The sequence below is a fragment of the Sphingobium sp. GW456-12-10-14-TSB1 genome, assembly GCF_059424385.1.
Window position 1 is genome coordinate 2,073,562 of sequence record NZ_JBWKZI010000001.1, and the last position, 24,233, is coordinate 2,097,794.

Annotated in this window: 28 protein-coding genes; 16 read left to right on the forward strand and 12 right to left on the reverse strand. The window is 63.8% G+C overall.

The window, feature by feature from the left end; translation table 11 throughout:
- Positions 1-27: 27 nt before the first annotated feature.
- The 6 genes from yidC (at position 28) to AC07X9_RS10150 (ending at position 5,579) form a co-directional block, all read left to right on the forward strand.
- Positions 28-1,731: a membrane protein insertase YidC gene (yidC, locus tag AC07X9_RS10125; protein ID WP_017181460.1), complete on the forward strand. Its 1,704-nt coding sequence runs from the start codon at positions 28-30 to the stop codon at positions 1,729-1,731.
- A 145-nt stretch (positions 1,732-1,876) separates the two neighbouring features.
- Positions 1,877-2,515: a ribosome biogenesis GTP-binding protein YihA/YsxC gene (yihA, locus tag AC07X9_RS10130; protein WP_017181461.1), complete on the forward strand. Its 639-nt coding sequence runs from the start codon at positions 1,877-1,879 to the stop codon at positions 2,513-2,515.
- A 60-nt stretch (positions 2,516-2,575) separates the two neighbouring features.
- On the forward strand, positions 2,576-2,878 hold the full coding sequence (locus tag AC07X9_RS10135; RefSeq protein WP_026002101.1) for an alkylphosphonate utilization protein: 303 nt from the start codon (positions 2,576-2,578) through the stop codon (positions 2,876-2,878).
- Positions 2,875-3,279 carry a DoxX family protein gene (locus tag AC07X9_RS10140; RefSeq protein ID WP_017181463.1) on the forward strand — a complete coding sequence of 135 codons (405 nt, stop codon included), beginning with the start codon at positions 2,875-2,877 and terminating at the stop codon, positions 3,277-3,279. Before AC07X9_RS10135 ends, AC07X9_RS10140 begins: the two co-directional genes overlap by 4 nt.
- Positions 3,280-3,348: 69 nt before the next feature.
- Complete coding sequence (locus AC07X9_RS10145; protein ID WP_026002102.1) at positions 3,349-5,397, forward strand: carbon starvation CstA family protein; 2,049 nt, start codon at positions 3,349-3,351, stop codon at positions 5,395-5,397.
- Entirely contained in the window at positions 5,394-5,579 is a 186-nt protein-coding gene (locus AC07X9_RS10150; RefSeq protein ID WP_017181465.1) for a YbdD/YjiX family protein, read from the forward strand. Before AC07X9_RS10145 ends, AC07X9_RS10150 begins: the two co-directional genes overlap by 4 nt.
- Positions 5,580-5,750: 171 nt before the next feature.
- Here AC07X9_RS10150 and AC07X9_RS10155 read toward each other — a convergent pair whose 3' ends face one another.
- Both AC07X9_RS10155 and AC07X9_RS10160 read right to left on the reverse strand, forming a co-directional pair.
- Positions 5,751-6,668: an XdhC family protein gene (locus tag AC07X9_RS10155; protein WP_017181466.1), complete on the reverse strand. Its 918-nt coding sequence runs from the start codon at positions 6,666-6,668 to the stop codon at positions 5,751-5,753.
- A 41-nt stretch (positions 6,669-6,709) separates the two neighbouring features.
- Positions 6,710-7,378 carry a S24 family peptidase gene (locus tag AC07X9_RS10160; protein WP_017181467.1) on the reverse strand — a complete coding sequence of 223 codons (669 nt, stop codon included), beginning with the start codon at positions 7,376-7,378 and terminating at the stop codon, positions 6,710-6,712.
- A gap of 115 nt (positions 7,379-7,493) precedes the next feature.
- On the opposite strand from AC07X9_RS10160, the gene AC07X9_RS10165 reads away from it, so the two are divergent.
- The gene (locus AC07X9_RS10165; RefSeq protein ID WP_026002103.1) at positions 7,494-7,679 is read left to right on the forward strand and encodes a hypothetical protein; all 186 of its coding nucleotides are present in this window, start codon (positions 7,494-7,496) and stop codon (positions 7,677-7,679) included.
- Entirely contained in the window at positions 7,676-8,047 is a 372-nt protein-coding gene (locus AC07X9_RS10170) for a hypothetical protein (RefSeq protein WP_017181468.1), read from the forward strand. The genes AC07X9_RS10165 and AC07X9_RS10170 overlap by 4 nt, the downstream gene beginning before the upstream one ends.
- Before the next feature lie 4 nt (positions 8,048-8,051).
- On the opposite strand, the gene AC07X9_RS10175 is transcribed toward AC07X9_RS10170, so the two are convergent.
- Complete coding sequence (locus AC07X9_RS10175) at positions 8,052-8,915, reverse strand: hypothetical protein (RefSeq protein WP_017181469.1); 864 nt, start codon at positions 8,913-8,915, stop codon at positions 8,052-8,054.
- A 59-nt stretch (positions 8,916-8,974) separates the two neighbouring features.
- The gene (locus AC07X9_RS10180) at positions 8,975-10,201 is read right to left on the reverse strand and encodes a TIGR04063 family PEP-CTERM/XrtA system glycosyltransferase (RefSeq protein WP_017181470.1); all 1,227 of its coding nucleotides are present in this window, start codon (positions 10,199-10,201) and stop codon (positions 8,975-8,977) included.
- Positions 10,202-10,291: 90 nt separating this feature from the next.
- Here AC07X9_RS10180 and AC07X9_RS10185 point away from each other — a divergent pair, with 90 nt between their 5' ends.
- Genes AC07X9_RS10185 through AC07X9_RS10195 form a run of 3 tightly spaced genes read left to right on the forward strand, consistent with a single transcriptional unit; the run spans position 10,292 to position 12,451 of the window.
- Positions 10,292-10,414 (forward strand): hypothetical protein, encoded by a 123-nt coding sequence (locus AC07X9_RS10185; protein ID WP_017181471.1) that lies wholly within the window; start codon positions 10,292-10,294, stop codon positions 10,412-10,414.
- Positions 10,407-11,774, forward strand: a complete 1,368-nt coding sequence (locus tag AC07X9_RS10190) for a putative O-glycosylation ligase, exosortase A system-associated (protein ID WP_086485760.1) — start codon at positions 10,407-10,409, stop codon at positions 11,772-11,774. Before AC07X9_RS10185 ends, AC07X9_RS10190 begins: the two co-directional genes overlap by 8 nt.
- On the forward strand, positions 11,771-12,451 hold the full coding sequence (locus AC07X9_RS10195; RefSeq protein ID WP_017181473.1) for a hypothetical protein: 681 nt from the start codon (positions 11,771-11,773) through the stop codon (positions 12,449-12,451). The genes AC07X9_RS10190 and AC07X9_RS10195 overlap by 4 nt, the downstream gene beginning before the upstream one ends.
- Here the strand turns inward: AC07X9_RS10195 and AC07X9_RS10200 are convergent.
- On the reverse strand, positions 12,441-12,995 hold the full coding sequence (locus AC07X9_RS10200) for a type 1 glutamine amidotransferase domain-containing protein (protein ID WP_017181474.1): 555 nt from the start codon (positions 12,993-12,995) through the stop codon (positions 12,441-12,443). The genes AC07X9_RS10195 and AC07X9_RS10200 overlap by 11 nt on opposite strands.
- A 105-nt stretch (positions 12,996-13,100) precedes the next feature.
- On the opposite strand from AC07X9_RS10200, the gene AC07X9_RS10205 reads away from it, so the two are divergent.
- Together AC07X9_RS10205 and AC07X9_RS10210 are read left to right on the forward strand one after the other, a co-directional pair.
- The gene (locus tag AC07X9_RS10205; RefSeq protein ID WP_026002104.1) at positions 13,101-14,084 is read left to right on the forward strand and encodes a DNA topoisomerase IB; all 984 of its coding nucleotides are present in this window, start codon (positions 13,101-13,103) and stop codon (positions 14,082-14,084) included.
- Between the two features lie 17 nt (positions 14,085-14,101).
- Positions 14,102-15,250, forward strand: a complete 1,149-nt coding sequence (locus tag AC07X9_RS10210; RefSeq protein ID WP_017181476.1) for a mechanosensitive ion channel family protein — start codon at positions 14,102-14,104, stop codon at positions 15,248-15,250.
- A gap of 9 nt (positions 15,251-15,259) precedes the next feature.
- Here AC07X9_RS10210 and dgcA read toward each other — a convergent pair whose 3' ends face one another.
- Positions 15,260-16,234, reverse strand: a complete 975-nt coding sequence (gene dgcA, locus AC07X9_RS10215; protein ID WP_017181477.1) for an N-acetyl-D-Glu racemase DgcA — start codon at positions 16,232-16,234, stop codon at positions 15,260-15,262.
- 106 nt (positions 16,235-16,340) lie between these two features.
- On the opposite strand from dgcA, the gene AC07X9_RS10220 reads away from it, so the two are divergent.
- On the forward strand, positions 16,341-18,128 hold the full coding sequence (locus AC07X9_RS10220; protein ID WP_017181478.1) for an ABC transporter transmembrane domain-containing protein: 1,788 nt from the start codon (positions 16,341-16,343) through the stop codon (positions 18,126-18,128).
- Positions 18,129-18,143: 15 nt separating this feature from the next.
- On the opposite strand, the gene AC07X9_RS10225 is transcribed toward AC07X9_RS10220, so the two are convergent.
- The 5 genes from AC07X9_RS10225 to AC07X9_RS10245 form a co-directional block, all read right to left on the reverse strand.
- The gene (locus AC07X9_RS10225) at positions 18,144-18,473 is read right to left on the reverse strand and encodes a PilZ domain-containing protein (protein ID WP_019053545.1); all 330 of its coding nucleotides are present in this window, start codon (positions 18,471-18,473) and stop codon (positions 18,144-18,146) included.
- 240 nt (positions 18,474-18,713) lie between these two features.
- On the reverse strand, positions 18,714-19,136 hold the full coding sequence (locus AC07X9_RS10230; RefSeq protein ID WP_017181480.1) for an ExbD/TolR family protein: 423 nt from the start codon (positions 19,134-19,136) through the stop codon (positions 18,714-18,716).
- A 24-nt stretch (positions 19,137-19,160) separates the two neighbouring features.
- Positions 19,161-19,649 carry an ExbD/TolR family protein gene (locus tag AC07X9_RS10235; RefSeq protein ID WP_026002105.1) on the reverse strand — a complete coding sequence of 163 codons (489 nt, stop codon included), beginning with the start codon at positions 19,647-19,649 and terminating at the stop codon, positions 19,161-19,163.
- A 115-nt stretch (positions 19,650-19,764) separates the two neighbouring features.
- Positions 19,765-20,520: a MotA/TolQ/ExbB proton channel family protein gene (locus tag AC07X9_RS10240; protein WP_174302239.1), complete on the reverse strand. Its 756-nt coding sequence runs from the start codon at positions 20,518-20,520 to the stop codon at positions 19,765-19,767.
- Positions 20,521-20,592: 72 nt separating this feature from the next.
- Positions 20,593-21,252, reverse strand: coding sequence for an energy transducer TonB (locus AC07X9_RS10245; RefSeq protein WP_017181483.1), 660 nt, complete (start codon positions 21,250-21,252; stop codon positions 20,593-20,595).
- 349 nt (positions 21,253-21,601) lie between these two features.
- On the opposite strand from AC07X9_RS10245, the gene AC07X9_RS10250 reads away from it, so the two are divergent.
- The gene (locus AC07X9_RS10250) at positions 21,602-22,378 is read left to right on the forward strand and encodes a hypothetical protein (RefSeq protein WP_017181484.1); all 777 of its coding nucleotides are present in this window, start codon (positions 21,602-21,604) and stop codon (positions 22,376-22,378) included.
- Positions 22,379-22,463: 85 nt separating this feature from the next.
- Entirely contained in the window at positions 22,464-23,768 is a 1,305-nt protein-coding gene (locus AC07X9_RS10255; RefSeq protein WP_017181485.1) for a homoserine dehydrogenase, read from the forward strand.
- 6 nt (positions 23,769-23,774) lie between these two features.
- On the opposite strand, the gene AC07X9_RS10260 is transcribed toward AC07X9_RS10255, so the two are convergent.
- Positions 23,775-24,203, reverse strand: a complete 429-nt coding sequence (locus tag AC07X9_RS10260; protein ID WP_017181486.1) for a hypothetical protein — start codon at positions 24,201-24,203, stop codon at positions 23,775-23,777.
- Positions 24,204-24,233 lie beyond the last annotated feature (30 nt).

A 24,233-nucleotide genomic window follows, 5' to 3' on the forward strand; every position in this document is an offset into this window, starting at 1 on the left:
AGATATAAGACGGCGGAGCCGAACAACGTGGACGACAAGAAGAATATCATTCTGGCGGTGCTGCTGACCGCTGCGATCCTGTTCGGCTGGCCTTATGTGTCCACCTATTTCTTTCCAGCGGCCAATCCACCCGCAACGAAGATCGAAGGTGGCAAGACGACGCCTGTCGCCAACCCGGCAGCGGACCCGGCCGCAGACAGCGTGGCGGCGATTCGCGATCGCGCCGTGGTGCTGAAGGAAAGCCCGCGCATTCCCATCCGCACGCCCAAGCTGGACGGGTCGATCAACCTGAAAGGTGCGCGCATCGATGACATCGTGCTGCCGACCTACAAGGAAACCATCGCCAAGGATTCGCCCGACGTCCGCCTCTATTCGCCCGCCGGTACGCAGGACGCCTATTTCGCCGGCTTCGGATGGCAGGGCGAAGGGCTGAAAACGCCGAACAAGGATACGGTCTGGACCGCGCAGGGCAGCGAACTGACCCCGACCAGCCCCGTTACCCTGACCTGGAATAATGGCGTTGGCCAGACGTTCGAGATTCGCCTGAGCGTCGATGAAAATTACATGATCACCGCCGCGCAGAAAGTGTCGAACAGCGGCGCCGGTACGGTCGGCGTAAAGCCCTATGGCTATATCAGCCGCAGGAGCATTCCCAAGGACCCCGATACCTGGACCATCCATATCGGCCCGATGGGCGTGTTCAACGACGCGGCCAATTATGACGTGAATTACAAGGATCTCGACGAAGGTCCGTCCACCCGCGATTTCCAGTCCAAGGGCGGCTGGATCGGCTTTACCGACAAATATTGGCTGTCGGCGCTGGTGCCTGGCAAGGATGCCGATGTCGCAGCCCAGTTCCGCAAGGGTGCTGGCACCCAATATCAGGCCGACGTCGCGCTTGATTCGACCATGCTGGCGCCCGGCAAGTCGGTCACGCAGACGCTGCGCCTGTTCGTCGGGGCCAAGGAGGTCAAGACGCTCCAGGCCTATGAGCGTGGTGGCGTCAAGCTGTTCGACCGCGCGATCGACTGGGGCTGGTTCTATTGGTTCGAGCAGCCGATTTTTGCCCTGCTGCACTGGCTGTTCGAGACGCTGGGCAATTTCGGCGTGGCGATCATCTGCCTGACCTTCGTGGTCCGCGGCCTGATGTTCCCGGTCGCCCAGCGCCAGTTCGCCAGCATGGCGGCAATGCGCGCGGTGCAGCCCAAGATGAAGGCGCTGCAGGAGAAGTATAAGGACGACAAGCCGCGTCTCCAGCAGGAGATGATGGCGCTGTACAAGACGGAGAAGGTCAACCCGCTGGCCGGGTGCCTGCCCATCTTCATCCAGATTCCGATCTTCTTCGCGCTCTACAAGGTGTTGATGCTGACGATCGAAATGCGGCATCAGCCGTTCGTGCTGTGGATCAAGGATTTGTCCGCGCCCGATCCGCTACATATCCTGAACCTGTTCGGCCTGCTGCCCTTCACCCCGCCATCCTTCCTGGGGATCGGCGTGCTGGCGCTGCTGCTGGGCATCAGCATGTATTTCCAGTTCAAGCTGAACCCCGCGCAGATGGACCCGATGCAGCAGCAGATCTTTTCGATCATGCCGTGGATGATGATGTTCATCATGGCCCCGTTCGCGGCTGGCCTGCTGGTGTACTGGATCACCAACAACTGCCTGTCGATGGCCCAGCAATGGTGGCTGTACCGCCGCCACCCCGTGCTGAGCACGGCAGTCGCGAAGTAAGTATCATCCTCCCCTGCAAGGGGAGGTGGCTGGCCGCAGGCCGGACGGAGGGGTGTCCCCCTATCGCGAGGGTGACACCCCTCCACCACGCCCTTCGGGCGCGGTCCCCCTCCCCCTGTGGGGGAGGATTTGAAAGGTGAACGACATGGAATCCCCTGACCTGATCGAGGAAGCGCGCAAGGTCTTTTCCGGGCCGATCACCTTCCTGAAGTCCGCGCCGACGCTGGAATTTCTGCCCGACATGGCGGTCAATGAGGTCGCCTTTGCCGGCCGGTCCAATGTCGGCAAATCATCGCTGCTCAACGCCCTCACTAACCGCAACAATCTGGCGCGGACATCCAATACGCCGGGGCGGACGCAGGAACTGAACTTCTTTGACGTGGGCGATCCGCTGCGCTTCCGCCTGGTCGACATGCCCGGCTATGGCTATGCGAAGGCACCCAAGGATGTGGTGCGCAAATGGAAGTTCCTGGTGAACGACTATCTGCGCGGGCGGGCCGCGCTCAAGCGCGCGCTCGTGCTGATCGACAGCCGCCATGGCATCAAGGAAGTCGATACCGACATGCTGGACATGCTGGACGGCGCGGCGGTGAGCTATCGCATCATCCTGACCAAGGCGGACAAGATCAAGGCGAGCGAACTGGCCGCCGTGACCGAGCAGACCGCGCAAGCGATCCGCAAGCGTCCCGCCGCCCATCCCGACATCATCGCCACGTCCAGCGAGAAGGGCATGGGCATTCCCGAACTGCGCGCGGCGGTGCTGGAAGCCGTGACGATCGGCTGATCGCTGGCGCTTGATGGCGCGAGCGCCTATGGACGGCGCAACGAACAGGAGCGCATGACCATGGCCGACGATGAATATGTCTATGACGAAGCGACCGGCGAATGGATCAGCGCCGCCGATGTGAAGCAGGCCGACAGTGAGCCGAACAGTGTCGAAGTGCGCGATTCGGTCGGCAATCTGCTGGCCGACGGCGATCAGGTGACGTTGATCAAGGATCTGACGGTCAAGGGCGCTGGCCAGACGCTGAAGCGCGGCACGCTGATCAAGTCGATCCGGCTGACGGGCGATGCGCAGGAAATCGACTGCAAGTTTGACGGGATCAAGGGCCTGGTGCTGCGCGCCGAATTTGTCCGCAAGCGGTGAGTGAAAGCCGCCCCCGGCGGATCGCGCGATGGGTGCTGGCGCTGGCCTATCTGGTCGCGGGGATCGCGCATTTGCGGTCGCCCGGCGGCTTCATCGCGATCACGCCGAGTTGGGTGCCCTTCCCCGCCACGGTGATTTTCCTGACGGGACTGGCTGAACTGGCGGGAGCCGCCGGATTGATGGTGCCGGCGTTGCGCAAGGCGGCGGGGATCGGCCTGGCGCTCTATGCGCTGTGCGTCTGGCCTGCCAATATCAACCATGCCGTCCATGATATAGCCATTGGCGGCGTGCATCTGGGCTGGGCCTATCATGCCCCGCGCCTGGCGTTGCAGCCGGTCATCATCTGGTGGGCGCTGTGGGCGGCCCATATCATCGACTGGCCCTTTGCCCGGCGGCATTAGCGAAAGATTGTCTTTCCGGTCCAGCGCCCTACTGTCGTCTTTTCCTGCAGACGAGCGTGAGAGAGCATGATGAACCGGCATCTTCCCTGGATAGCGATGGCCGTGATCGGCGCGGTAGCGCTGAGCGTCGTCGCGGTGTCGCGGGGCGAAGCCGTCAATGCGCTGTGGATCGTCGTCGCGGCGGTCAGCTGCTTTCTGGTCGCCTATCGCTATTATGCGCTGTTCATCGCCAGCAAGGTGATGCGGCTCGATCCTTCGCGCCCTACCCCGGCGCTGCGCCGCGCCGACGGGCTGGACTATGTCGCGACCGACCGCACGGTCCTGTTCGGTCATCATTTCGCAGCGATTGCGGGCGCGGGACCGCTGGTCGGGCCGGTGCTCGCGGCGCAGATGGGCTATCTGCCCGGCACATTATGGATCATCGTCGGCGTCGTGCTGGCAGGGGCTGTGCAGGATTTCATGATCCTGTTCGTGTCGATGCGCCGCGACGGCAAATCGCTGGGCGAGTTGATCCGCATGGAAATGGGGCAATGGGCCGGGACGATCGCGCTGTTCGGCGCGTTCATGATCATGGTCATCATCCTGGCGGTGCTGGCGCTGATCGTGGTCAAGGCGCTGGCGGAAAGTCCCTGGGGCATGTTCACGGTCGCGGCGACCGTGCCGCTGGCCATGATGATGGGCGCCTATACACGCTGGATCAGGCCGGGGCGGATCGGTGAAGTGTCGCTGCTGGGGCTGGTCGGGCTGCTGGCCGCGATCGTCTATGGCCAGTCGGTGGCAGCGTCGCCCTTCTGGGGGCCGATCTTCACCTTCACGCCGCTGACGCTCTGCTGGATATTGATCGGCTATGGTGCGGTAGCCTCCATATTGCCCGTATGGCTGTTGCTGGCGCCACGCGACTATCTGTCCACCTTCCTCAAGATCGGGGCGATCGCGGCGCTGGCGGTCGGCATCGTCATCATGGCGCCGCCGCTGAAGATGCCGGCGCTGACGCAGTTTGTGGAGGGCGGCGGGCCGGTCTGGTCAGGCGGCCTTTTCCCCTTCCTGTTCATCACCATCGCTTGCGGCGCGGTGTCGGGTTTCCATGCGCTGATTTCCAGCGGCACGACGCCCAAGCTGATCGCCAGCGAAGGGCATGCGCCGATGATCGGCTATGGCGCGATGCTGATGGAAGCCTTTGTGGCAATCATGGCGCTGGTGGGCGCGTCGATCCTGGACCCCGGCATCTATTTCACGATGAACAGCCCGGCCGCGCTGATCGGCACCGACGCCGCCAGCGCGTCCGCCGCCGTGACAGCGATGGGCTTTCCGATCTCGCCCGACCTGATCACCCAGACGGCCAAGGATGTCGGCGAACATAGCATCATCAGCCGCGCGGGCGGCGCGCCGACGCTGGCCGTCGCCATGGCGGAGATATTCAGCCATGTCGTCGGCGGTCCGGCGATGAAGGCCTTTTGGTATCATTTCGCGATATTGTTCGAGGCGCTGTTCATCCTGACCGCCGTGGACGCAGGCACCCGCGCCGGGCGCTTCATGTTGCAGGATCTGATCGCGCTGGCGGCACCGAGCTTCAAGGAAAGCAAGAGCATGGTCCCCGGCATCGTCGCCACCGCGCTGACGGTCGCTGCCTGGGGCTTCTTCCTGTATCAGGGGGTCACCGATCCGCTGGGCGGGGTGAATACGCTCTGGCCGGTGTTCGGCATTTCCAATCAGATGCTGGCCGCCATCGCGCTGATGCTGGGGACGGTGGTGCTGTTCCGCATGAAGCGCGACCGGTTCGCCTGGGTCACGATGATCCCGACCGCCTGGCTGCTGGTCTGCACCCTGTCGGCGGGGTGGCTGAAGCTATTTTCCGCTGACGCCAAGGTCGGCTTTCTGGCCCATGCCGCCAAGTTCAGCGCAGCGGTGCAGGCGGGCGAAGTGCTGGCCCCGGCCAAATCGATGCCGGAAATGCAGCGAATCATCTTCAATGACCGGGTCGATGCGGCGCTGGTCGCGCTGTTCCTGGCGGTGGTGCTGGCGCTGCTGTTCTTCACCATCCGCACCTGCATCGCCGCGCGGCGAATCGCGGCGCCGACGGCGCGCGAAATCCCGGCACAACTGGTGCCTGCGGAATGAGCGGGTTTTTGAGCCTGTTGCGACAGACCGCGCGGCTGATGGTCGGCATGCCCGACTATGACGCCTATCTGCGCCACATGCTGACCCACCATCCCGACCAGCCGGCGATGGACCGGACGCAGTTTTTTCGCGATCGGCAGGAAGCGCGATATGGCGGCAAAAATGGCGGAAAATGCTGCTAGGGCGAGTAATAATACTATTGTAAAATTTCAATATGGGACATAAAGTTACCGTTTGATTATATATTATGATTGATCTGTACGGTCAGCTTGCTAGGGCGCGACGTCCTTTGTGCCCGACAGCTTGAGGGATATGCCCCCTGCCCCATCCCTTGCGGCAGGGGGCATTCTGTTTTAGCGGCGCGCGTTAAAGCCCGCGACCATGCCAGCGGTAATCGACAGCGCGATTTCCGCCGCGCCGATGGCACCGATGTCCAGCCCCGCCGGACCGTCAATGCGCGCCAGATCGCCTGCATCAAAACCCTGCGCCGCCAACCGTTCCAGCCGCGCGGCGTGGCTCTTGCGCGATCCGAGCGCCGCGACATAGCCAGTTGATGCGCGGAGCGCCGCTTCCAGCGCCGGATCGTCAATCTTGATGTCGTGGCTGAGCGTCACAACGGCAGTCGATTCGCCGGGGAAGCGGGCGGTGATGGCTTCGTCGGGCCAGCGATCGTCCAGTTCGACGCCGGGGAAACGCTCGGCCGTCAGGAACCGCCCGCGCGGGTCGATCACCACCGGCGTCACGCCGATCGCCTGCGCCAGCGGCACCAGCGACTGGGCGATCTGGACCGCGCCGACGATCAGCAGGCGGCGGGGCGGGTCATAGCGGTTGAGGAAATCGCCCTCGCCTGCCTGTTCGCGGGTGACCCCGGTCGCAAGGTCGGTCGCCAAAGTCAGCGCCCGGCCCCGCGCGCTGGCGGCCTCGATCCGGTCGAACAGGTCGGGCGCAAAACCGTCTGCGCCCACCGGTTGGATCAGGACCGCGATCTCGCCGCCGCAGGGCAAACCGACGTCCCAGGCATCGCCATCGGCCACGCCATAGGTGGCGACATGGGCGGCGCGCCCGGCAATCACCTCGGCAGCGCGGTGCAGCACATCGCTTTCGACGCAGCCGCCGGAAATGCTGCCTTCAAAGCGGCCATCCTGATGCACGATCATATGGCTGCCGCGCGGGCGCGGCGCGGACCCCCAGGTCGATACCACCGTCGCCAGCGCCAGCTTTGCACCGCGCCATTCGACGCCCTTGCGGATCACCGCGCCATTGTCGTTCAAATCGGGACTCCTTTGGCGCCAAGATAGGTAGGCTGCCCGCGCTAGACCAGACGCCTGCCAGTCCAGACGACGCGACCGACAATATCCACCAGCGCCGGATCAATGTCAGTCCAGTCGGGATAATGGAGATTGTCGCTGACGACGCTGAAGCGGCCACGCAACGGCCCCATCGCGATCCGTTTGACCATCAGCACGCCGTCGAGCCGCAAGACGTACACGCCATCGCGCAACCGGGTGGCGTCATCGTCATGATCGACCATGATGTCATCGCCATCGCTAAGCGTGGGCGCCATCGATTCGCCATCGACCCGGATGATCGAAACGCGCTGCGGCCGCACCCCCAGATGACGCAGCCAATGCGCGTCGAACGCCATCACACCGGCTGTGCGCTCATCTTCGTCCAGCGTGCCGACGCCTGCCGACGCGCCCAGCGCCAGGCGCGGCACTGCCACGACGGCAGGCATGCCGCGCGTGCGGGCGGGGACCGTCACCGGCGCGGCGCTGCCACCCAACATCTGTTCAGCGACACCGAAATAGCGGGCCAGCACATGCCGGTCCGCCTCATCCAGTTTACGCGGTGTGCCACGTTTGATGAACTGCTGGATATAGGCGGGGTTGCGACCGATCAGCCGGGACAGATCGGCATAATTTTCCCCCCGTTCGGCAATCAGCCGATCCAGCGCAATCCGGGCGTTCTGCGATTCATCCATATCCAATCCATAATGATAGGAATTTTCCTAGACAAGTAGGAAAATGGCTTAGAGATAGGAATATGCCTATCGACTTGCAGCGGGTGAGTCGGACCGAAAGAGGAGAAAGAAGCCGATGCTGTTGCACGCGATCGAACGATTCCTTCGCCAACATGACATGCCGCCAACCACCTTTGGTCGCGCCAGCACGCGCGATCCACGGCTGGTTTTCGACCTGCGCCAGGGGCGCGAGCCGGGCGACCGCGTAAGGAGACGAGTAGAACATTTCATGAACACATATCGCAGGAGCATCAGCCAATGACAAGCGTCCATCATGGATTTGGCATCAAGAATCTGGTCCAAAACAAACCGATAGGAAAATCCCATCGCGATCCCCTACCCCGGCTGCTGGAGCAGCTGCTCCAGCGGGCGGGCGCGCCGACGGTGATCGAGCGTGCGGTGAGTCGCCCCTGGGCGAGCGCCCTGTTCGAAGGACGCCGCCACATCGTCACTCTACGCCTGTCCGGCGCCAGAGCGACGACGCGCTTCCGCGCCTTTGCCGAGGGGATAGAGAGCGCGGAATGGCAGGTACCGGGCCATTTCGTCGCCGACATCACGATCGACGATTCGCGACAGGAAGCAGATGAATGGTGGGTGGAACTGTCGGCGCTGACGATCGAGGACTGGTAGGGGCTTAACGCCCCTGGCCAGCCATGCTGCGCAACGCGCCCAGGGCCGCGCGCAGGGCATCGTCGGCATCCTGCGCCACCATGTCCCGCACCGGCACGGCGGGCGCAACCGGCATATCGGCGATAACCCGCACCGTGCCGGCATCCGCCGCCGGCGCGCGGCTGCGCAGGGCAAGGCCGCGCTCCAGCCGCTGGGTCAATTCGGTGATCGACAAGCCCTGGGTCGGGATGGGATCAAGCCGCGCGGGCATGACCGGCGCGGTGTCCTGCGATGCTTCCTTGGCGACATCCGGCTCGACGGCAGGGGCGGCCAGGCGCTGAAAGGTCGGCTGGGGCAAATCTTCATCGGCCATCGGCAAGGGCGCACTGGGCATGACCAGACCTTCGGACGGGACGACAGCATCCTGTTCAGGTTCGGAGCGCGTCGCCAATGGCCTGCGCAATGCATCGGTACGGCCGAAAATGTCGAGGCCGTTGAAATCGCGACTCGCAAAAATGGGCGCGCGGGCGGGTGCATCGGGATGGGCATCGGCGCGACGCAGCGACGGCGTGGCGTCATCGACTGGGGCAATACGTCCCCGCGCCAGCGCGGTCAGTTTTGAAAAAGCGAAACCCATTTTTCTTGCTCCCTGGACGCGCACCATGCGTCCTTCCTGTTCAGCCTGCCGGTCCTGCCGACGCATCATTCCCACAAAGCCCACGGCCATCAGCGCGGTAAAACCGGCCAGCAGCAGCCGGGCTTTGAGCCCCAGCGGCGGGGCGGCGGCGGGCAAGGTTTCCGACAGGCCGCTCGACGCCACGACCATTTCGATCAGCCCGACCGGAATCCACAACACCAGCAGCGCTGCGGCCAGGCCGACCAGCGCCATGATGGCGATCCCTCTTGTTCGTGCTGCCCTGATGGCCACTTCGATTGTCCAACCTTGCCTCAGGCGGCCGCGCGCGTCCGGGCGGGACGCGCCAGCAGCCGCTGGTAAACAGGTTCGTAACGCAAAATGTTTGACGACCAGTTACGCTCACGCTCGACAAAGGCGCGGGCAACCGCGCGCCGTTCTTCCCAGATGCCGCGATCGGCAAACAAGCCCGCGAGCGCGGCGGCCATGCCTGCCGGATCGTCGGGCGGGAACAAGGTTCCGGTGACGCTATCCTCTATCAGTTCACGATGGCCGCCCACGCTGGAGGCGGCGACCAGTTGACCTTGCGCCATGGCTTCGAGCGGCTTCAATGGCGTTACGAGATCCGTCAGCCGCATCGCCTTGCGCGGATAGGCCAATATGTCGATCTGGGCGTAATAATGTTCGACCTGATCGTGCGGCACCCGGCCCACAAAGACGATATGGTCGGCAAAGGGCGAAGCGAGCGCCTGATCGCGCAGCGCCTGTTCGCGCGGGCCGCCGCCAACCAGCAGCAGCTTGGCCCTGGGCCGGGCGCGGACGAGTCGCGGCATGGCTGCGATCAGATCGTCCAGCCCTTCATAATCGTAGAAGCTGCCGATGAAGCCGACGACATCGGCCCCTTCAAGACCGAGTTGCGCCGTGAGCGCGGGGTCGCGTGGCACGGGCGTACCGAACTGGTCCATATCGACGCCATTGGGCGACACGATGATCTTGGACGGATCAATCCCGCGCGTGGCCAGATCGGCGCGCAGACCTTCGCAGATGACCGCTACCGCATCGGCATTGCGCACGGCGTGGGTTTCGAGCTGGCGGGTGAGCCAATACCGCGGACTGCCCTCCGTCCCGGTGCCGTTGCCGACCGCTGCATCTTCCCAGAAGGCCCGGATTTCATAGACCAGGGGAATGGCGTGGCGTTTGGCCACGCGCTGCGCGGCGATGGCGTTGAGCACCGGCGAATGGGCGTGGATGATGTCTGGCCGCCATTGCTGCACCAGCGCCTCGATCGCGTCGGCATGGGCGGCAATGTCGCGCCACTCGCGCAGCACCGGATTACCCGTTGCGGGCTTGCCGGGGGTGCGGTGGAAGTGAAGGCCGTCGACCAGTTCCTCCAGCGGACCCGATGCGCTGTGGCGATGCCCGGTTATGCCGCGCACCTCCCAACCCCTGGCCATCTGCGCGCGCAGGATGGCGCGCGTGCGGAAGGTGTAGCCACTGTGCAGCGGCAGGCTGTGATCCAGCACATGAAGAATATGGGTCATAGCCCATAGACTTAGGCGCAAAAGGTTTAACGGCCCGTCAACTGTGTCGCGTTAGGGAGGAGCGGTAGCCAGTGGAACCACCAAGACCCAATGATCGACACCCTGTCCCTGCTGATCAGCCATGGCGTGATCCTGCTCGCCGCGTGGCGGCTGTTGCCGCGCGCGGATCTGGATCGCGATCCGCCAGCAGAGGAGCGCGCGCGCGATGCGTGACCTGTTCTTCGTCGCCTTTCTGGGCGTCTTTTTCCTGATGGGGCTGAAGCGCCCGTTTCTGCTGGTCGCCGTCTACGCCTATATCGACATCGTCTCGCCCCAGCGCCTGTCCTATTTCCTGCTCAATTCGATCCCGATCTCCGCCATTGCCTTCGCCGCGATGGTGGGCGCCTGGCTGGTCGTCGACGACAAGAAGGATTGCCGCTTTTCCGCGCGGCAGGCGCTGCTGCTGATCCTGCTGCTCTGGTGCGGCTATACCACCGCGACCGCCGATTTCCCGGTCGAGGCGATGACCAAATGGAACTGGGTGTGGAAGGCGATCATTGCGGGCATCTTCCTGCCGCTCACCCTGCGCACGCGCCTGCGAATCGAGGCGATGACCGTTTTCATGATCCTGTGCGCCAGCACGATCATCATCAATGGCGGCATGAAAACCGCCCTGTCGGGCGGTGGCTATGGCGTGCTGAACCTGATGGTCGAGAATAATAGCGGCCTGTATGAAGGATCGATCATCAGCTGCGTCGCCATTTCGCTGATCCCGCTGATCCTGTGGCTGTCCAGGCATGGCACCATATTCGCGCCGGACGACTGGCGGGTGAAAGCCTTTTGCTACTGCCTGTGCCTCGCCTGCATGCTGATGCCGATCGGCACCGAAGCGCGCACCGGCCTGGTCTGCATCGTCATCCTGGCGGGATTGATGCTGGTGCGTTCGCCGCGCCGCTTCGTCTATGGGCCGCTGATGCTGCTGGCGGCGCTCATATCCATCCCCTTCCTGCCCGCCAGTTTCACCCAGCGGATGCAGACGATCGAGAATCATCAGGGCGACGAGAGCGCATCGACCCGCGTGGCGGTGTGGATGTGGACGCTCGACTATGTGAAAACCCATCCGGGCGGCGGCGGCTTCGACAATTATCTGCAGAACAGCTTTACCTATTTCGCCCAGAGCGAAGTGGGTGACGGCGACACGAAGCGGATCGAGCGGCGATTGGTGACCGACAAGGGCCGCGCCTATCACAGCGCCTATTTCGAGATGCTGGGCGAGCAGGGCTATTTCGGATTCCTGCTCTGGGCGTTGATCCACGGCATCTGTTTCATCCGCACCGAAATGATCCGCCGCCTGTATCGCAAACGGGCGGGACCGGACGAAGCCTGGATCGCACCGTTCGCTCTGGCGCTGCAACAAGGGCATATCGTCTACATGGTCGGATCGCTGTTCGTGGGCATCGCTTATCAGCCCTTCATCTTCATGATGCTGGCGCTCCAGATCGGCCTCGACACCTATCTGAGCCGGAGGCGCAAGGCCGCGGCGCGAGCGGACCTGAACGCGGCGATGAACCGGCCGCGCGGGGCGCTGGCATGAGCGGCGAGCTGCGCGCATTGGGGCTGGTCCATGGGTTGTTGCTGGGCCTGCTGCTGGCGTCGCCACTGATTGCCCCCAGCCTTATGCCATGGGGGGTCGAAGCCCTGTTCATCCTCGGCGGTTTTCAGCTAAGGCTGGCGGACCGGCGATGGGCCATGCGCAACGGCTGGAGCAACTGGATAAGCCATATCCGCATGGCGCCGGCGCGGCTGATCCCATGGGCAGCGGCGGCGGCGGTGGCTCTGATCGCAGGCGATGGCGCGCGGGCGCAGGCGATCCTGGTCGCCGCGTCGCTGAGCGAATTGCTGATATATCCGGTTTGCACCCACATATTGGCGGGGCTGTCGCGGCGCTCGGCTGGCGCGGTGCTTGTGCTGCTGGTGATGCTCGGCCTTGGCGCTGCGGGGGAGGCGATCCGTTACATGATCGGCTTCATGACCGGCATCAGCGCGTGTCTATTCTGGTTGCGCGGTCCCGATGGGGAGGCACATGCGTTGGGACTGGCGCTGACCGGACTGGTCGCGGCGGCTGTCACGGCTGTTCTGCTACCTGCCGCTATGCCGGTAGCCTTGCCCGCCGCCATCGTCTGCGCGACGCTGGCGCTGGCGCACATTTCAACGCTTCGCCGCCGCCCGATCCCGTGGCGGGTGGGCGGCGGCTTGCGGGTCAGGCCGTAACGGCTTCGGTTTCCACAACGGCCTTGATCAAGGCTTCAACAAAGGCGGGAATGTCGTCGGGCTTGCGGCTGGTGATGATATTGCCGTCCACCACGACCGTATGATCGACGACCTCGGCACCCGCGTTGCGCAGGTCCGTACGTACCGATGGCCAGGACGTGACCGTCCGTCCGTTGACGACGTCGGCCTCCACCAGCAGCCATGGGCCGTGACAGATGGCCGCGACCGGCTTTCCCGCGGTCACGAAGGCGCGCACCGCCGACACCGCCGTCGCATTGGTGCGCAGCGTGTCGGGATTGGCGACGCCGCCGGGCAGTAGCAGAGCGTCATATTCCTCCATCCTGACGGCATCGAGGCGGATGTCGGGGGTTATGGTGTCGCCCTTTTCATCATGCTTCATGCCCTGGATCGGATTTAGATCGGGCGAAGCGAGGGTCACGCTGGCTCCCGCCTCGATCAGGGCGTCGCGAGGGTCGAACAATTCGGACTGCTCGAACCCGTCGGTCGCGATGATGAGGATGCGGCTGTTATTAATGGCGGGCATGGGGCTTCTCCTTGCACCTGTATGGAAACAGGCAAACGGACCACGGCCCGACACGTTGCGGAACGAAGCGATGAAAGGTGGGTTTTTGGCCATGAGAAGGAAAATATGGCCAGCCAACCCCTCATCCATGTGGATGACAGCATCCCCGGCATTTCGCGACGCGCTCTCAAAAATGGCTGGGGCTATTATCAGCCAGACGGATGCCGCATTGCCGATCGCGAAGAGATTGATCGGCTGAATGCCATCGCGCTACCGCCCGCCTATCGCGACTGCTGGTTCTGCCCGATGCCCCATGGCCATATATTGGCGACGGGGCATGACGAGCGGGGCCGCAAGCAATATCGCTATCACCCGGAATTCCGCGCCGGGCGGGACGCACAGAAATATGAAGGCTGCGCCGCGTTCGGTCGCGCCCTGCCGAAATTGCGGGCGCAAATGGAGGCGGACCTGTCGCGGCGTGGATTGCGCAAGGAGCGGACCATCGCCGCGGTCGTGCGGTTACTGGATCTCGGCCGGTTGCGCGTGGGTAATGAATATTATGCCACTACTAACAAGAGTTTCGGCGCGACGACGCTGCGCCGCCGTCATGTCGACCTGACCGGCAAGGCGCTGACGCTGCGCTATCGCGCCAAGTCGGGCAAGCAGCATCTGGTGACGCTGACCGACAGGCGGCTGGTGCGCTTCGTGCGGAATGTGCAGGATTTGCCCGGCCAGCATCTCTTCCAATATCTGGATGAGGATGGCGATGCCCGCCCGATCACGTCGAGCGATGTGAACGCCTATATTGCGCAGGCCATGGGCGGTGCCTTCACCGCCAAGCATTTCCGCACCTGGGGGGCATCGACCATCGCCTTTGCCACTTTGGCCGCTGGGCCGGTGTCGATGAAGGCCCTATTGGAGCCAGTGGCCGCCGCGCTCGGCAACACGCCGGCGATCAGCCGCAAAAGCTATGTCCACCCTGCGCTGCTGGAATTGTGCAAGGATGGACAGGATGAATGGCGCGCCGGGCTTCGCCTGCCGCGCCGTACACGCTATTTGTCTCGCGAAGAGCGCGGACTCATCGCATTTCTCGACACGCTTGCCGGATAAAGGCTAACAGGACCGACATGGCCAACACGACTGAACCCGCCGCCGTAAAAGTGCATACCCCCGATCTTGTCGAGATGTGGCGATCGACCAGCGAATGGCTGTCGGTCCATTATGTCCAGATCGCCATCGCCATTGGCGCAGGCATTCTCATCTATCTCGCGCTGACCGCCCTGCGCCAGTTCGGCAAAAGGTGGCGCGGCGACTTTGGCGACCCGCTTGGCTATACCAATGTGCTGGGCCGTGCTGTGGCGCGCACCACCCATTTCTTCATGCTGATGGTCGCGGCCAAGCTGGTCGCTGGCTATGCCGATCCGCCCGCCGCGCTGTTCAAGACCATCGCCTTCCTGTTCACCATCGCGGCCGTGTTGCAGGGCGCGATCTGGGCGCGGGAAATCATATTGGGGCTGATCGAGCGCAAGACGCTGGCAGAGGATGGTCAGGGCGAAACGCTGGCCAATGCGATGGGCCTGATCCGCGTTCTGGTGACATTCGCCCTGTTCGCGATCGCCACCATCGTCGTGCTGGACAATCTGGGTGTCAATGTGACCGGCCTGGTCGCGGGTCTGGGCATTGGCGGCATCGCCATTGGTCTGGCCGCGCAGGGGATTTTTTCCGACCTGTTCGCCGCGCTGTCGATCATTTTCGACAAGCCGTTCCGCCGGGGCGAGACGATCACCTATGACACCACAACCGCGACGGTCGAGAAGATCGGCCTGAAATCCACGCGGATGCGCGCCATCACGGGCGAAAAGAAAGTGATGTCCAACGCCAATCTGTTGCAGAAGGAAATCACCAGCTATTTCACGCTGGATCACCGCCGCATCAAATTTGCCATCGGCGTCATCTACCAGACCCCGCCTCAACTCGCTGCGCAGATCCCCGACATTCTCAAGGAGATCATCGAAGCCCATGGTGGTAATTTCGTCCGATCCGGCTTTGTCAATTTCGGCGCATCCAGCCTGGATTTCGAAGTCGAATTCGACGTGTATCTGCCGGACTGGGATTCGATATATCAGGTGCGGCACAAGGTTGGCCTCGCCATATTGCAGCGGTTCAACGACGCCGGGCTGGAATTTGCCTATCCGACCCAGACGACCTTCACCGCCGCGCCGGACGGGCAGATGATCATGCCCTATGCAGAAGTGCAGCCGGTACGTGGTGTCTGAACTGCGGCGTCAGCCTGCGCCCCACAGGCTGCCGGGCTGAAGCAGGCCATCGGCCAGCATCAGCGCCCCGTCGCGATCCCGCGCCAGAAGCAGCGCGCCATCAAGGTCGATCCAGTCCGCCCCCTGCGCCACCAGCGCAGCGGGCGCGATGCTAAGCGAGGTGCCAAGCATACAGCCGACCATGACGCGAAACCCCCGGTCCCGCGCCGCCTGACGCAGCGCCAGCGCTTCGGTCAGACCACCGGCCTTGTCCAGCTTGATGTTCACCGCGTCAAAGTCGCCAAGCCGGTCAAGGTCCGCGCTGGTATGGCAGCTTTCATCCGCGCACAGCGGTAAGGGCGCGCGGACTCCGGCCAGCGCCGCCTCTTGACCATGGATCACGGGCTGTTCGACCATTTCGACGCCCAGGTCGGCCAGCGCCTGCGCCTCCGCCGCAATATCGAGATCATGCCAGCTTTCATTGGCATCGACGATCAGTCGCGCGTCCGGTGCGCCCGCCCGCACGGCGGCGATGCGCGCCCGGTCGCCCTCGCCCGTCAGCTTGCATTTGAGCAGGGCAAAACCGCGCCCGGCCGCCGTCCTGGCGGCGGCTTCCATCGTTGCCGGATCGCCCAGGCTGATGGTGAAGGCGGTCGGCAGCGGCGCGGGCTGGCGAAGGCCGGCAAGTTGCCAGACCGGCGCACCCGCACGCTTTGCCTCCATATCCCATAGCGCGCAATCGAGCGCATTGCGCGCCGCGCCGCGTGGCATATGCGTCAGCAACGCCTGCCGGTCGAGCGGCCCGGCATAGGCGCGGATCGCCGCCGCACACCCTTCCGCCGTTTCGCCCTCATAATAGATTGCCGTTCCTTCGCCCCGGCCGACATAGGTGCCATCGCCAACGGTGCAGACGACCACGTCCACATCGGTCTTGGCCCCGCGGCTGATGATGAACGCGCCTGCGACCGGCCAGCGTTCGACGGTCGCGGACAATAGGTGGATCATTGGCGGCTCCAATGCGTGAACGGATCGCCCGCATATGCGCGAAAGTCGCGCGCGCCACCAGCCCCGCCCCATTGAGGCATTGCGGGCAGCCTGCTAAGCGCCGCGCATGGAGGACATACCCACCCCGTCGCCGCGCGCCAGCGCCCGTCCCGCGCTCGGCAGCCTGACAATGCTGTGGGGTTTCGCGAAGCGCTATCCGGGGCGCATTGCAGGCGCGTTGATCGCGCTGATCGTGTCGTCGGCGGCGACGCTGGGCATCCCCAGCGGCTTCCGGCTGGTGATCGACCGGGGGTTCATGGGCGGCGGCGACATCAGCCGCTGGTTCGAATATCTGCTGCTGATCGTCATCATATTGGCGGTGGCGAGCGCGCTGCGCTTTTACTTCGTGTCCTGGCTGGGCGAGCGGGTGGTCGCGGATATTCGCAGCGCGACACAGGCCAATCTGCTGCGACAGGCGCCGCGCTTCTTCGAGGAAAACCGCCCTTCCGAAATCGCATCGCGCATGACCGCCGATACGGCTGTCGTCGAACAGGTGGTCGGATCGACCGTGTCGATCGCGCTGCGCAACATGGTCACCGGCGTTGGCGGCCTCATCTATCTGTTCGCGCTTGCGCCCAAGCTGGCGGCGATGCTGCTGCTGGGCATCCCCGTCATCCTGCTGGTGCTGCTGAGCCTGGGCCGCAAGGTCCGGGCCCTGTCCCGCGCCAGCCAGGACCGGCTCGCCGACGTCGGCAGCGTGACCAATGAAGTGCTGGCGGCGATGAAAATCGTCCAGGCATTCGGGCAGGAACGGCGCGAGGCGGCGCGGTTTGACGCGACGGTCGAAAAGGGGTTCGACACCGCGCGTCGGCGCATCCGGTTGCGGGCGATCATGACGGCGGTGGTGATATCGCTGGTGTTCGGATCGATCACGGCGGTCATGTGGCAGGGCGCGCTGGATGTCGCCGCGGGGAAGCTTTCAGGGGGCAGCATCGCTGCGTTCGTCCTGACTGGCGGGCTGGTGGCGGGCGCCTTCGGCTCCTTGTCTGAAAGCTGGGGCGATCTGCTGCGGGGTGCTGGCGCGGCCAGCCGCTTGCATGAGCTGATGACGGCGACGCCCGACATTTTGCCCCCCGAAAGCCCGACGATCATTCCGACCGCCGTGTCCGGCGCGCGGCTGACATTTGATGATGTGCGTTTCCATTATCCCACCCGGCCCGACCAGGCGGCACTGAATGGCGTGTCGATCGACGTAGCGCCCGGCGAAACGGTGGCGGTGGTCGGGCCTTCAGGCGCTGGCAAATCGACGCTGATCCAGCTGGCTTTGCGATTCTACGATCCCACGTCCGGTACTGTCCGGCTGAATGATGTCCCCTTGCCGCAGGCCGACCCGGCCGCATTGCGCGCGATGATGGCGATGGTGCCGCAAGACAGCGTGATTTTTGCGGCATCGGCCCGCGACAATCTGCGTTACGGGCGGTGGGACGCGACCGACGATCAGATCTGGGACGCGGCGCGCGCCGCCAATGCGGAGGGATTCCTGCGCGCGCTGCCACAGGGACTGGACAGTCCGATGGGGGAAGCGGGTACGCGCCTGTCGGGCGGGCAGCGGCAACGACTGTCGATCGCGCGTGCGCTGCTGCGCGACGCGCCGATCCTGCTGCTGGACGAAGCCACGTCTGCGCTGGACGCCGAATCGGAACGGTTGGTGCAGGATGCGCTCGGCCGATTGATGGAGGGGCGCACGACTATCGTCATCGCCCATCGGCTGGCGACCGTGCGCGCCGCCGACCGGATCATCGTGCTGGACGAAGGGCGGATCGTGGAGCAGGGCGATCATGCCGCGCTGGTGGCGCAGGGCGGCCTATATGCGCGTCTGGCCAGTTTGCAGTTTCAGGATGCGCCCTCGGCCTGATCTGGGGCGCCCTGCTCAGGCGAGGGCGGAACCGCTGCTCAGCTTGACGATATGATCAAGGATTGCGGGATGCAGCGGGCGTTCGAAGGCGCAACCCGCTTCATGGCCGCGCGTCCACAAGACGCGGGCACGACGACCTTCGAAGCCCGGCAACATGACCCATAATTCACTGCCACAGGTGAGTTTCATGAAGCTTTGAAGGCGAAAGCCAGTGACGGATACGTCGGCTATGCGGCTGCTGAACCAGGTTTCGCCAGGACGACGAATACGCACACCGATCTGCACATAGCTGCGCTCTGCCAGCCGTGCCTTTCGGTCCACATCAGTCTGTCTGTCGGCGCTCATCGTTCGCTATCGCCTGCCCTTCGACCGCCATTATCGACGATCGGCGTAAGCAAAGCGTTAATAAGTCTGCCCTGAAGCGGGCGCGCTGTCCGGTCGGCCGGGCGGGGCCGAGCGCATAAAAAAGGGGCCACCCGAAGGCGACCCCTGAAACATGGGCAATATCAAAACCCGGATGCCGCCCTGCCCGCCCGGAAAAACGGGAAGTCTTAGTGCAAGCTGACAGACGCAGGCAATCAGCGTTTAGAAGTTGCCATATTGTTCGTTGCCGACAAAGCCCAGCTTCGTCACGCCCGCACGCTTGATCTCCGCCAGCACCTCATCAACGGTGACATAGCGGGTCTGCGCGTTCGGCTGGAACTGAAGTTCCGGCTCGACCGGCAGGCGCAGCGACTGCTGCAGATATTGACGCAGGGTCAGCAGATCGATCGCCGAACCGTTCCAGGTGATGACCCCGGCAGAATCGATGGCAACCTTGTTCTTCACCGGATCGATCGGGGTGTTCGTCGGCGGTGCGTTCTGCGGCAGGTCGATCTTGACCGCGTGGGTCTGGATCGGAATCGTGATGATGAACATGATGAGGAGAACGAGCATGACGTCGATCAACGGCGTCGTGTTCATTTCCATCATCGGTTCGCCTTCATCGGAACCCATGCTCATGGCCATAGCGAAATCTCCTTAATCAGCCGGTCAGAGGCGGGTCGTCGTCGTGCCGGGTTCCGGCTCGGAGATGAAGCCCACCTTGGGGAAACCGGCGCGCTGCATCGTATAGATCGTACCGCCGATGCACCGGTAGGGGGTGTTGATGTCGCCACGGATATGCACTTCGGGCATGTCTTCGGGCGTCATATTTTCGACGCCGCCTGCCTTCTTGATGTCCGCTTCGAGCTTCGCCACCGCGCGGTTGAGCAGATCGCTGGAATCAACCTTGGTCAAATTCCAATACACTGCGCAGCTGCCGTCCGAACCGGTCGTGACCGAGAGGGAGACATTTTCCGGCTTCGTCGTGGTCGGCTCGAACGCCACCTTGGGAAGTTGCAGTTCGACCGTCTGGACGACGACCGGAACCGCGATAAGAAAGATGATGAGCAACACCAGCATGACGTCGACGAGCGGCGTCGTGTTGATGTCGGACAACGGTTTGTCGTCACCGCCGCCGGGGCCAACACTCATTGCCATTGATAATATCCTAACATTGGTGTCGATGGCGCCTCACCATCGCGAGGGCCATGGTCGGCGGGGAACCGGGTAGTCGCAGCGGCCACCCGGTTCCCACGCCGGCATCTCAAGACAATCAGGCCTTGGTCGGCGCAGCAACCGGCTTGGCAGCAGGTGCGGCGGGAGCCGGAGCAACGCTGGGCTTAACCGCGCCGTTCGACACCAGATAGGCCAGCAGATCGACCGTGAAGCCGTTCAGCTGTTCGGCAATCGACTTGTTGCGGCGCTGCAGGAAGTTGTAGGCGAGCACCGCGGGAACGGCCACGGCCAGACCCAGGGCGGTCATGATGAGCGCTTCACCGACGGGACCGGCGACCGCGTCGATCGACGCCTGACCGGCTGCACCGATCTTGATCAGCGCGCGATAGATGCCGATAACCGTACCGAACAGACCGATGAACGGCGAGGTCGAACCAACGGTTGCGAGGAAGGCGAGACCGCCGCCCAGCGACGAGTTGATCGCGGCTTCCGAACGGCCGAGCGAACCGTGCAGCCAGTCATGGGCTTCGACCGGATCGGTCAGCTTGGTATGTTCTTCCTGCGCCTTGATGCCGTCATCGACGATCTGCTTGTAGGCAGAGTTCTTTTCCAGCTTGGCCGAACCTTCCTTGATGTTGGCGGCGCGCCAGAAGGTCGCGCGGACCTTCTTGCCCTGGTTGATCACCTTCTGCTGTTCGATCAGCTTGGTGAACAGAATGTAGAAAGTGCCGACCGACATGCCGCACAGAATGATGAACACGGTCCAGGCGATGGTACCGCCCTGTTCCAGGGCTTCCATCAGACCATAGGGGTTTTCCGGCTTCGGCGCCGCAGCTGCGAGATACATCAACATGTTCAAGACTTCCCTCTCAATGAGATCAAGCTAGAGCGAGGCGGCGCCGGGCGCACGCCTTGCCCGTTTGGATTATTCCGGCAGACGCCAGGTGATACGGCCATTGTACGTATCGGGCATTTCCGCACCATCAGACCCCTTGGCCGGCTTGAACCGCGCGCGACGCGGCAGCAGGCGGCAGGTCGCCTCATCGAGATCCGGGTGGCCGGTCGAGGAGGTGATGGTGCAGTCGGTTACCCGACCGTCCGCACCGATTTGCAAGCGGAAGCCGGCCGTACCCGAGCGTTCTTCGCGCTGGGCGCGGCTCGGATAGTCCGCATCGCTGAGCCAGCTGCCGGGCGAACTGCGCGGCGTTGCGCGGGTTGCGGCGACAGGCGGCGCCGCGGGCGGCGGCGGTGGCGGCGGGGCAGCGACCGGGACGGGGTTGAACACCGGAGGCGGCGTCCTAACTACAGTCATGGTCGGCGCAGGCGCCGGGGTCTGCACGATCGGCGGCGGGGCCACAACCGGCGGCGGCTCGACCGGCTGGTCTGGCGGCGGCGGTGGCGGCTCCTCGTCCGGTGGTGGCGGCTCTTCCTTCACGTCGATCACGTTCAGCTGTTCTGCCGCCTTTTTGACATATTTCATGCCAAGACCGGTGACGAAGGCATAGCCAAGAACAGCGTGAATCAGGGCGACGATGATGATCGAGACGGTCCGACTCGATCCTTGCGAGTGGTCAGCATAGGCCATTCGGCAACGACACTCCTTAACTCATCTTACCAGTGGTTTATACAAATCAGCCAAAAACGACCCAAGCCGACCGGGCTATCCCGGCCACCTTCGGCCACTGTCCGTCCAATTGCTACCGCACAAACTCCTATCGCGGCACATCGTGGCACGCAAACGCTTTATCGATATGTTCATTTGCGGTTACCATTTCATAGCGGAATGACTTGCCTGTGACATCCTTGCCACGAGCCAAAAATATAGGACGAAGCTGATCATGAAATCCTCCACCCTGCTTTACCGGCTCGCGCTGCCATGCCTCATTTCAGCCGTAAATCTCCCGGTTTTCCCTGTTTTAGCGCAACATCTTCCGATGACAACGCGCTCAGCGCCCGCCGCCACCGGCTTGTCCTACGCCGACATTGTCGACCTGGCGGACACCGCGCCGCTAGTGGCCCATGTGCGAATCCGCAACATCATTCCGTTGAAGCCCGAACAGGCCGGGGACGTCCCGGCGGGCCATAAACGGCTGTTCGTGGAAGGCGACGTCATGGGTTTGATTCGCGGCGAGGCGGGAATCGCCCCCCTTGTAAGCTGGCTCTACGATGCGCCTGTCGACGCCCGCGGCAAATTGCCGAAGCTGAAAAAGGCGCAGGTCATCCTGTTCGCGCGGCCCGGCGGGCGGCCCGGCCAGATCCAGTTGGTTGCCCGCGACGCGCAGATCCCGGCTACCCCCGCAGAGATCGAGCGGGTGAAAACCATATTGTCCGCGCTGGTCGCACGCGATGCGCCGCCCCGCATCCTGGGATTGGGCGATGCTTTCCATGTTGCCGGCACGGTGGCTGGCGAGGGCGAGACCCAGATTTTCCTGCGAACCGAAAATGGCGACCCCGTCTCGCTCTCGATCCTCCGTCGCCCCGGCGAGCAGCCCCGCTGGGCAGTGGCGCTGGGCGAGATTGTCGATGAAGCGGCGAAGGCGCCGGCGCCGGGCAGCCTGCTCTGGTATCGCCTGGCCTGCACGCTGCCCCCTGCCCTGCCCGCCCGCGCGGTGCGGACCCTGTCCGTGCAGGACGCCGAAGCGGCCCGCGCAGACTATCGCGTGGTGATCGACGCACTGGGCCCGTGCGGACGGACGCGGACGCCCGCCTGATACAGCTTTTGCTTGGACCCACGCGCACCTGTCGCTATCAGCGCGGGCTTCATCATCCGCGCTGATTATAGAGAAAGACGCCCCTATGACCAATCTGCACCGCCATGCCCCGCTGCGCGTTGCGCTCGTCGGCCTAGGCACGGTGGGCGGAGGCGTCATCCGGCTGCTCAACACCAATGCGGCTCTGATTGCCCGGCGCGCGGGTTGCCCGGTTCAGGTCGTCGCGATTTCGGCGCGTGACCGGAACAAGGATCGCGGCGTCGACCTGTCCCCCTATGAATGGGTGGACGATATGAACAGCCTGGCGACGCGCGACGATATCGACGTCGTGGTCGAACTGATCGGCGGGTCGGATGGTCCGGCGCTGACGCTGGCGCGCCACTGCCTGAATGCGGGCAAGCCGTTCGTCACCGCGAACAAGGCGATGCTGGCCCATCATGGGCTGGACCTTGCCCGGCTAGCCGAAAAGGGTGGCATTGCGCTCAAATATGAAGCTGCGGTTGCTGGCGGCATCCCGGTGATAAAGGGCATGCGCGAAGGCGCTGCCGCGAACGAAATATCGCGCGTCTACGGCATTCTCAACGGCACCTGCAATTACATCCTGACGACGATGGAAAAGGAAGGCCGGGGCTTTGACGAGGTACTGAAGGAAGCACAGGAACTGGGCTATGCCGAGGCCGACCCCAGTTTCGACATTGATGGCGTCGATGCGGCGCACAAGCTGACCATCCTCGCCAGCCTGGCCTTTGGCACCGAACTGGATTTCGCCGCTGTCGCCACGACCGGCATTCGTCATGTCATCGCCGCCGACATTGCCGAGGCCGCTGCGCTGGGTTTCCGCATCCGGCTGGTCGGCATGGCCCAAAACGGCGCGGACGGGCTGTTCCAGCGAGTCCACCCGATGCTCGTGCCGCTCGACCATCCGCTGGCCCATGTCGATGGATCGTTGAACGCCGTGGTGGCGGAGGGCAATTTTGTCGGCCGCCTCTTCTTCCAGGGCCGTGGCGCGGGCGATGGGCCGACAGCATCAGCCGTGGTCGCTGACCTCATCGATGTCGCGCGCGACGAATATGGCGATGCCTTCGCCATGCCGGTCGCCGCGCTGACGCCGCAAAATACCGCCGATGCTGGCGCAAGGGTGGGCCGCACCTATTTGCGCTTCATGGTACAGGACCGTCCCGGCGTGCTGGCGGAAATCGCAGCGGCCACCCGCGACGCAGGCGTGTCTATCGAAAGCATGATCCAGCGCGGCGCGCATCAGGATGATGGCGTGCTGGTCGCCATCGTGACCCATGCGGGCGAGGAACGCTGCATCCGCGACACGCTCGATCGCCTGGCCGGATCGGACAGCCTGATCGGCACGCCGATGGTGATGCATATTCTGGATTGAACGACGCTAATGCTGCCCGGCGCCCTCAAAGCGATCGGGCAGCGGCGGTGGCGGCGCGAGATCCGCATCGGGATCGATAATGGCGGTGACAGTCCTGGCCATGACATCCGCCACCTTGAACACCGACAGGCCGCCAACGCACCCTGTCCCCTGCCCGCCAACCACCCCGCAACTGCCCTGCCGCACGGCCGCCGCCGAAGCCCGCGGCGCATCCCCCCGCACGATGCCGCCATTTTGCGCCGGCTCGCGCGGCAAGGGCAGGCGTTCGCGGGCATTACGCTCGGCCCGGTTGCCGCACACGACGATCGCATCGCCGCTGCGGTCACAGGGTTTTATCACTTGGGTCTTGCTGCGATACGCGGCCATCAATTCGTCATCCGCCGCATGGGCGGTTACCGGTGCGGCGAGAATGAGGAGGCTGGCCAGAGCTTTCATCGCTCTGCCTGTTAATCATGCAATCATGGC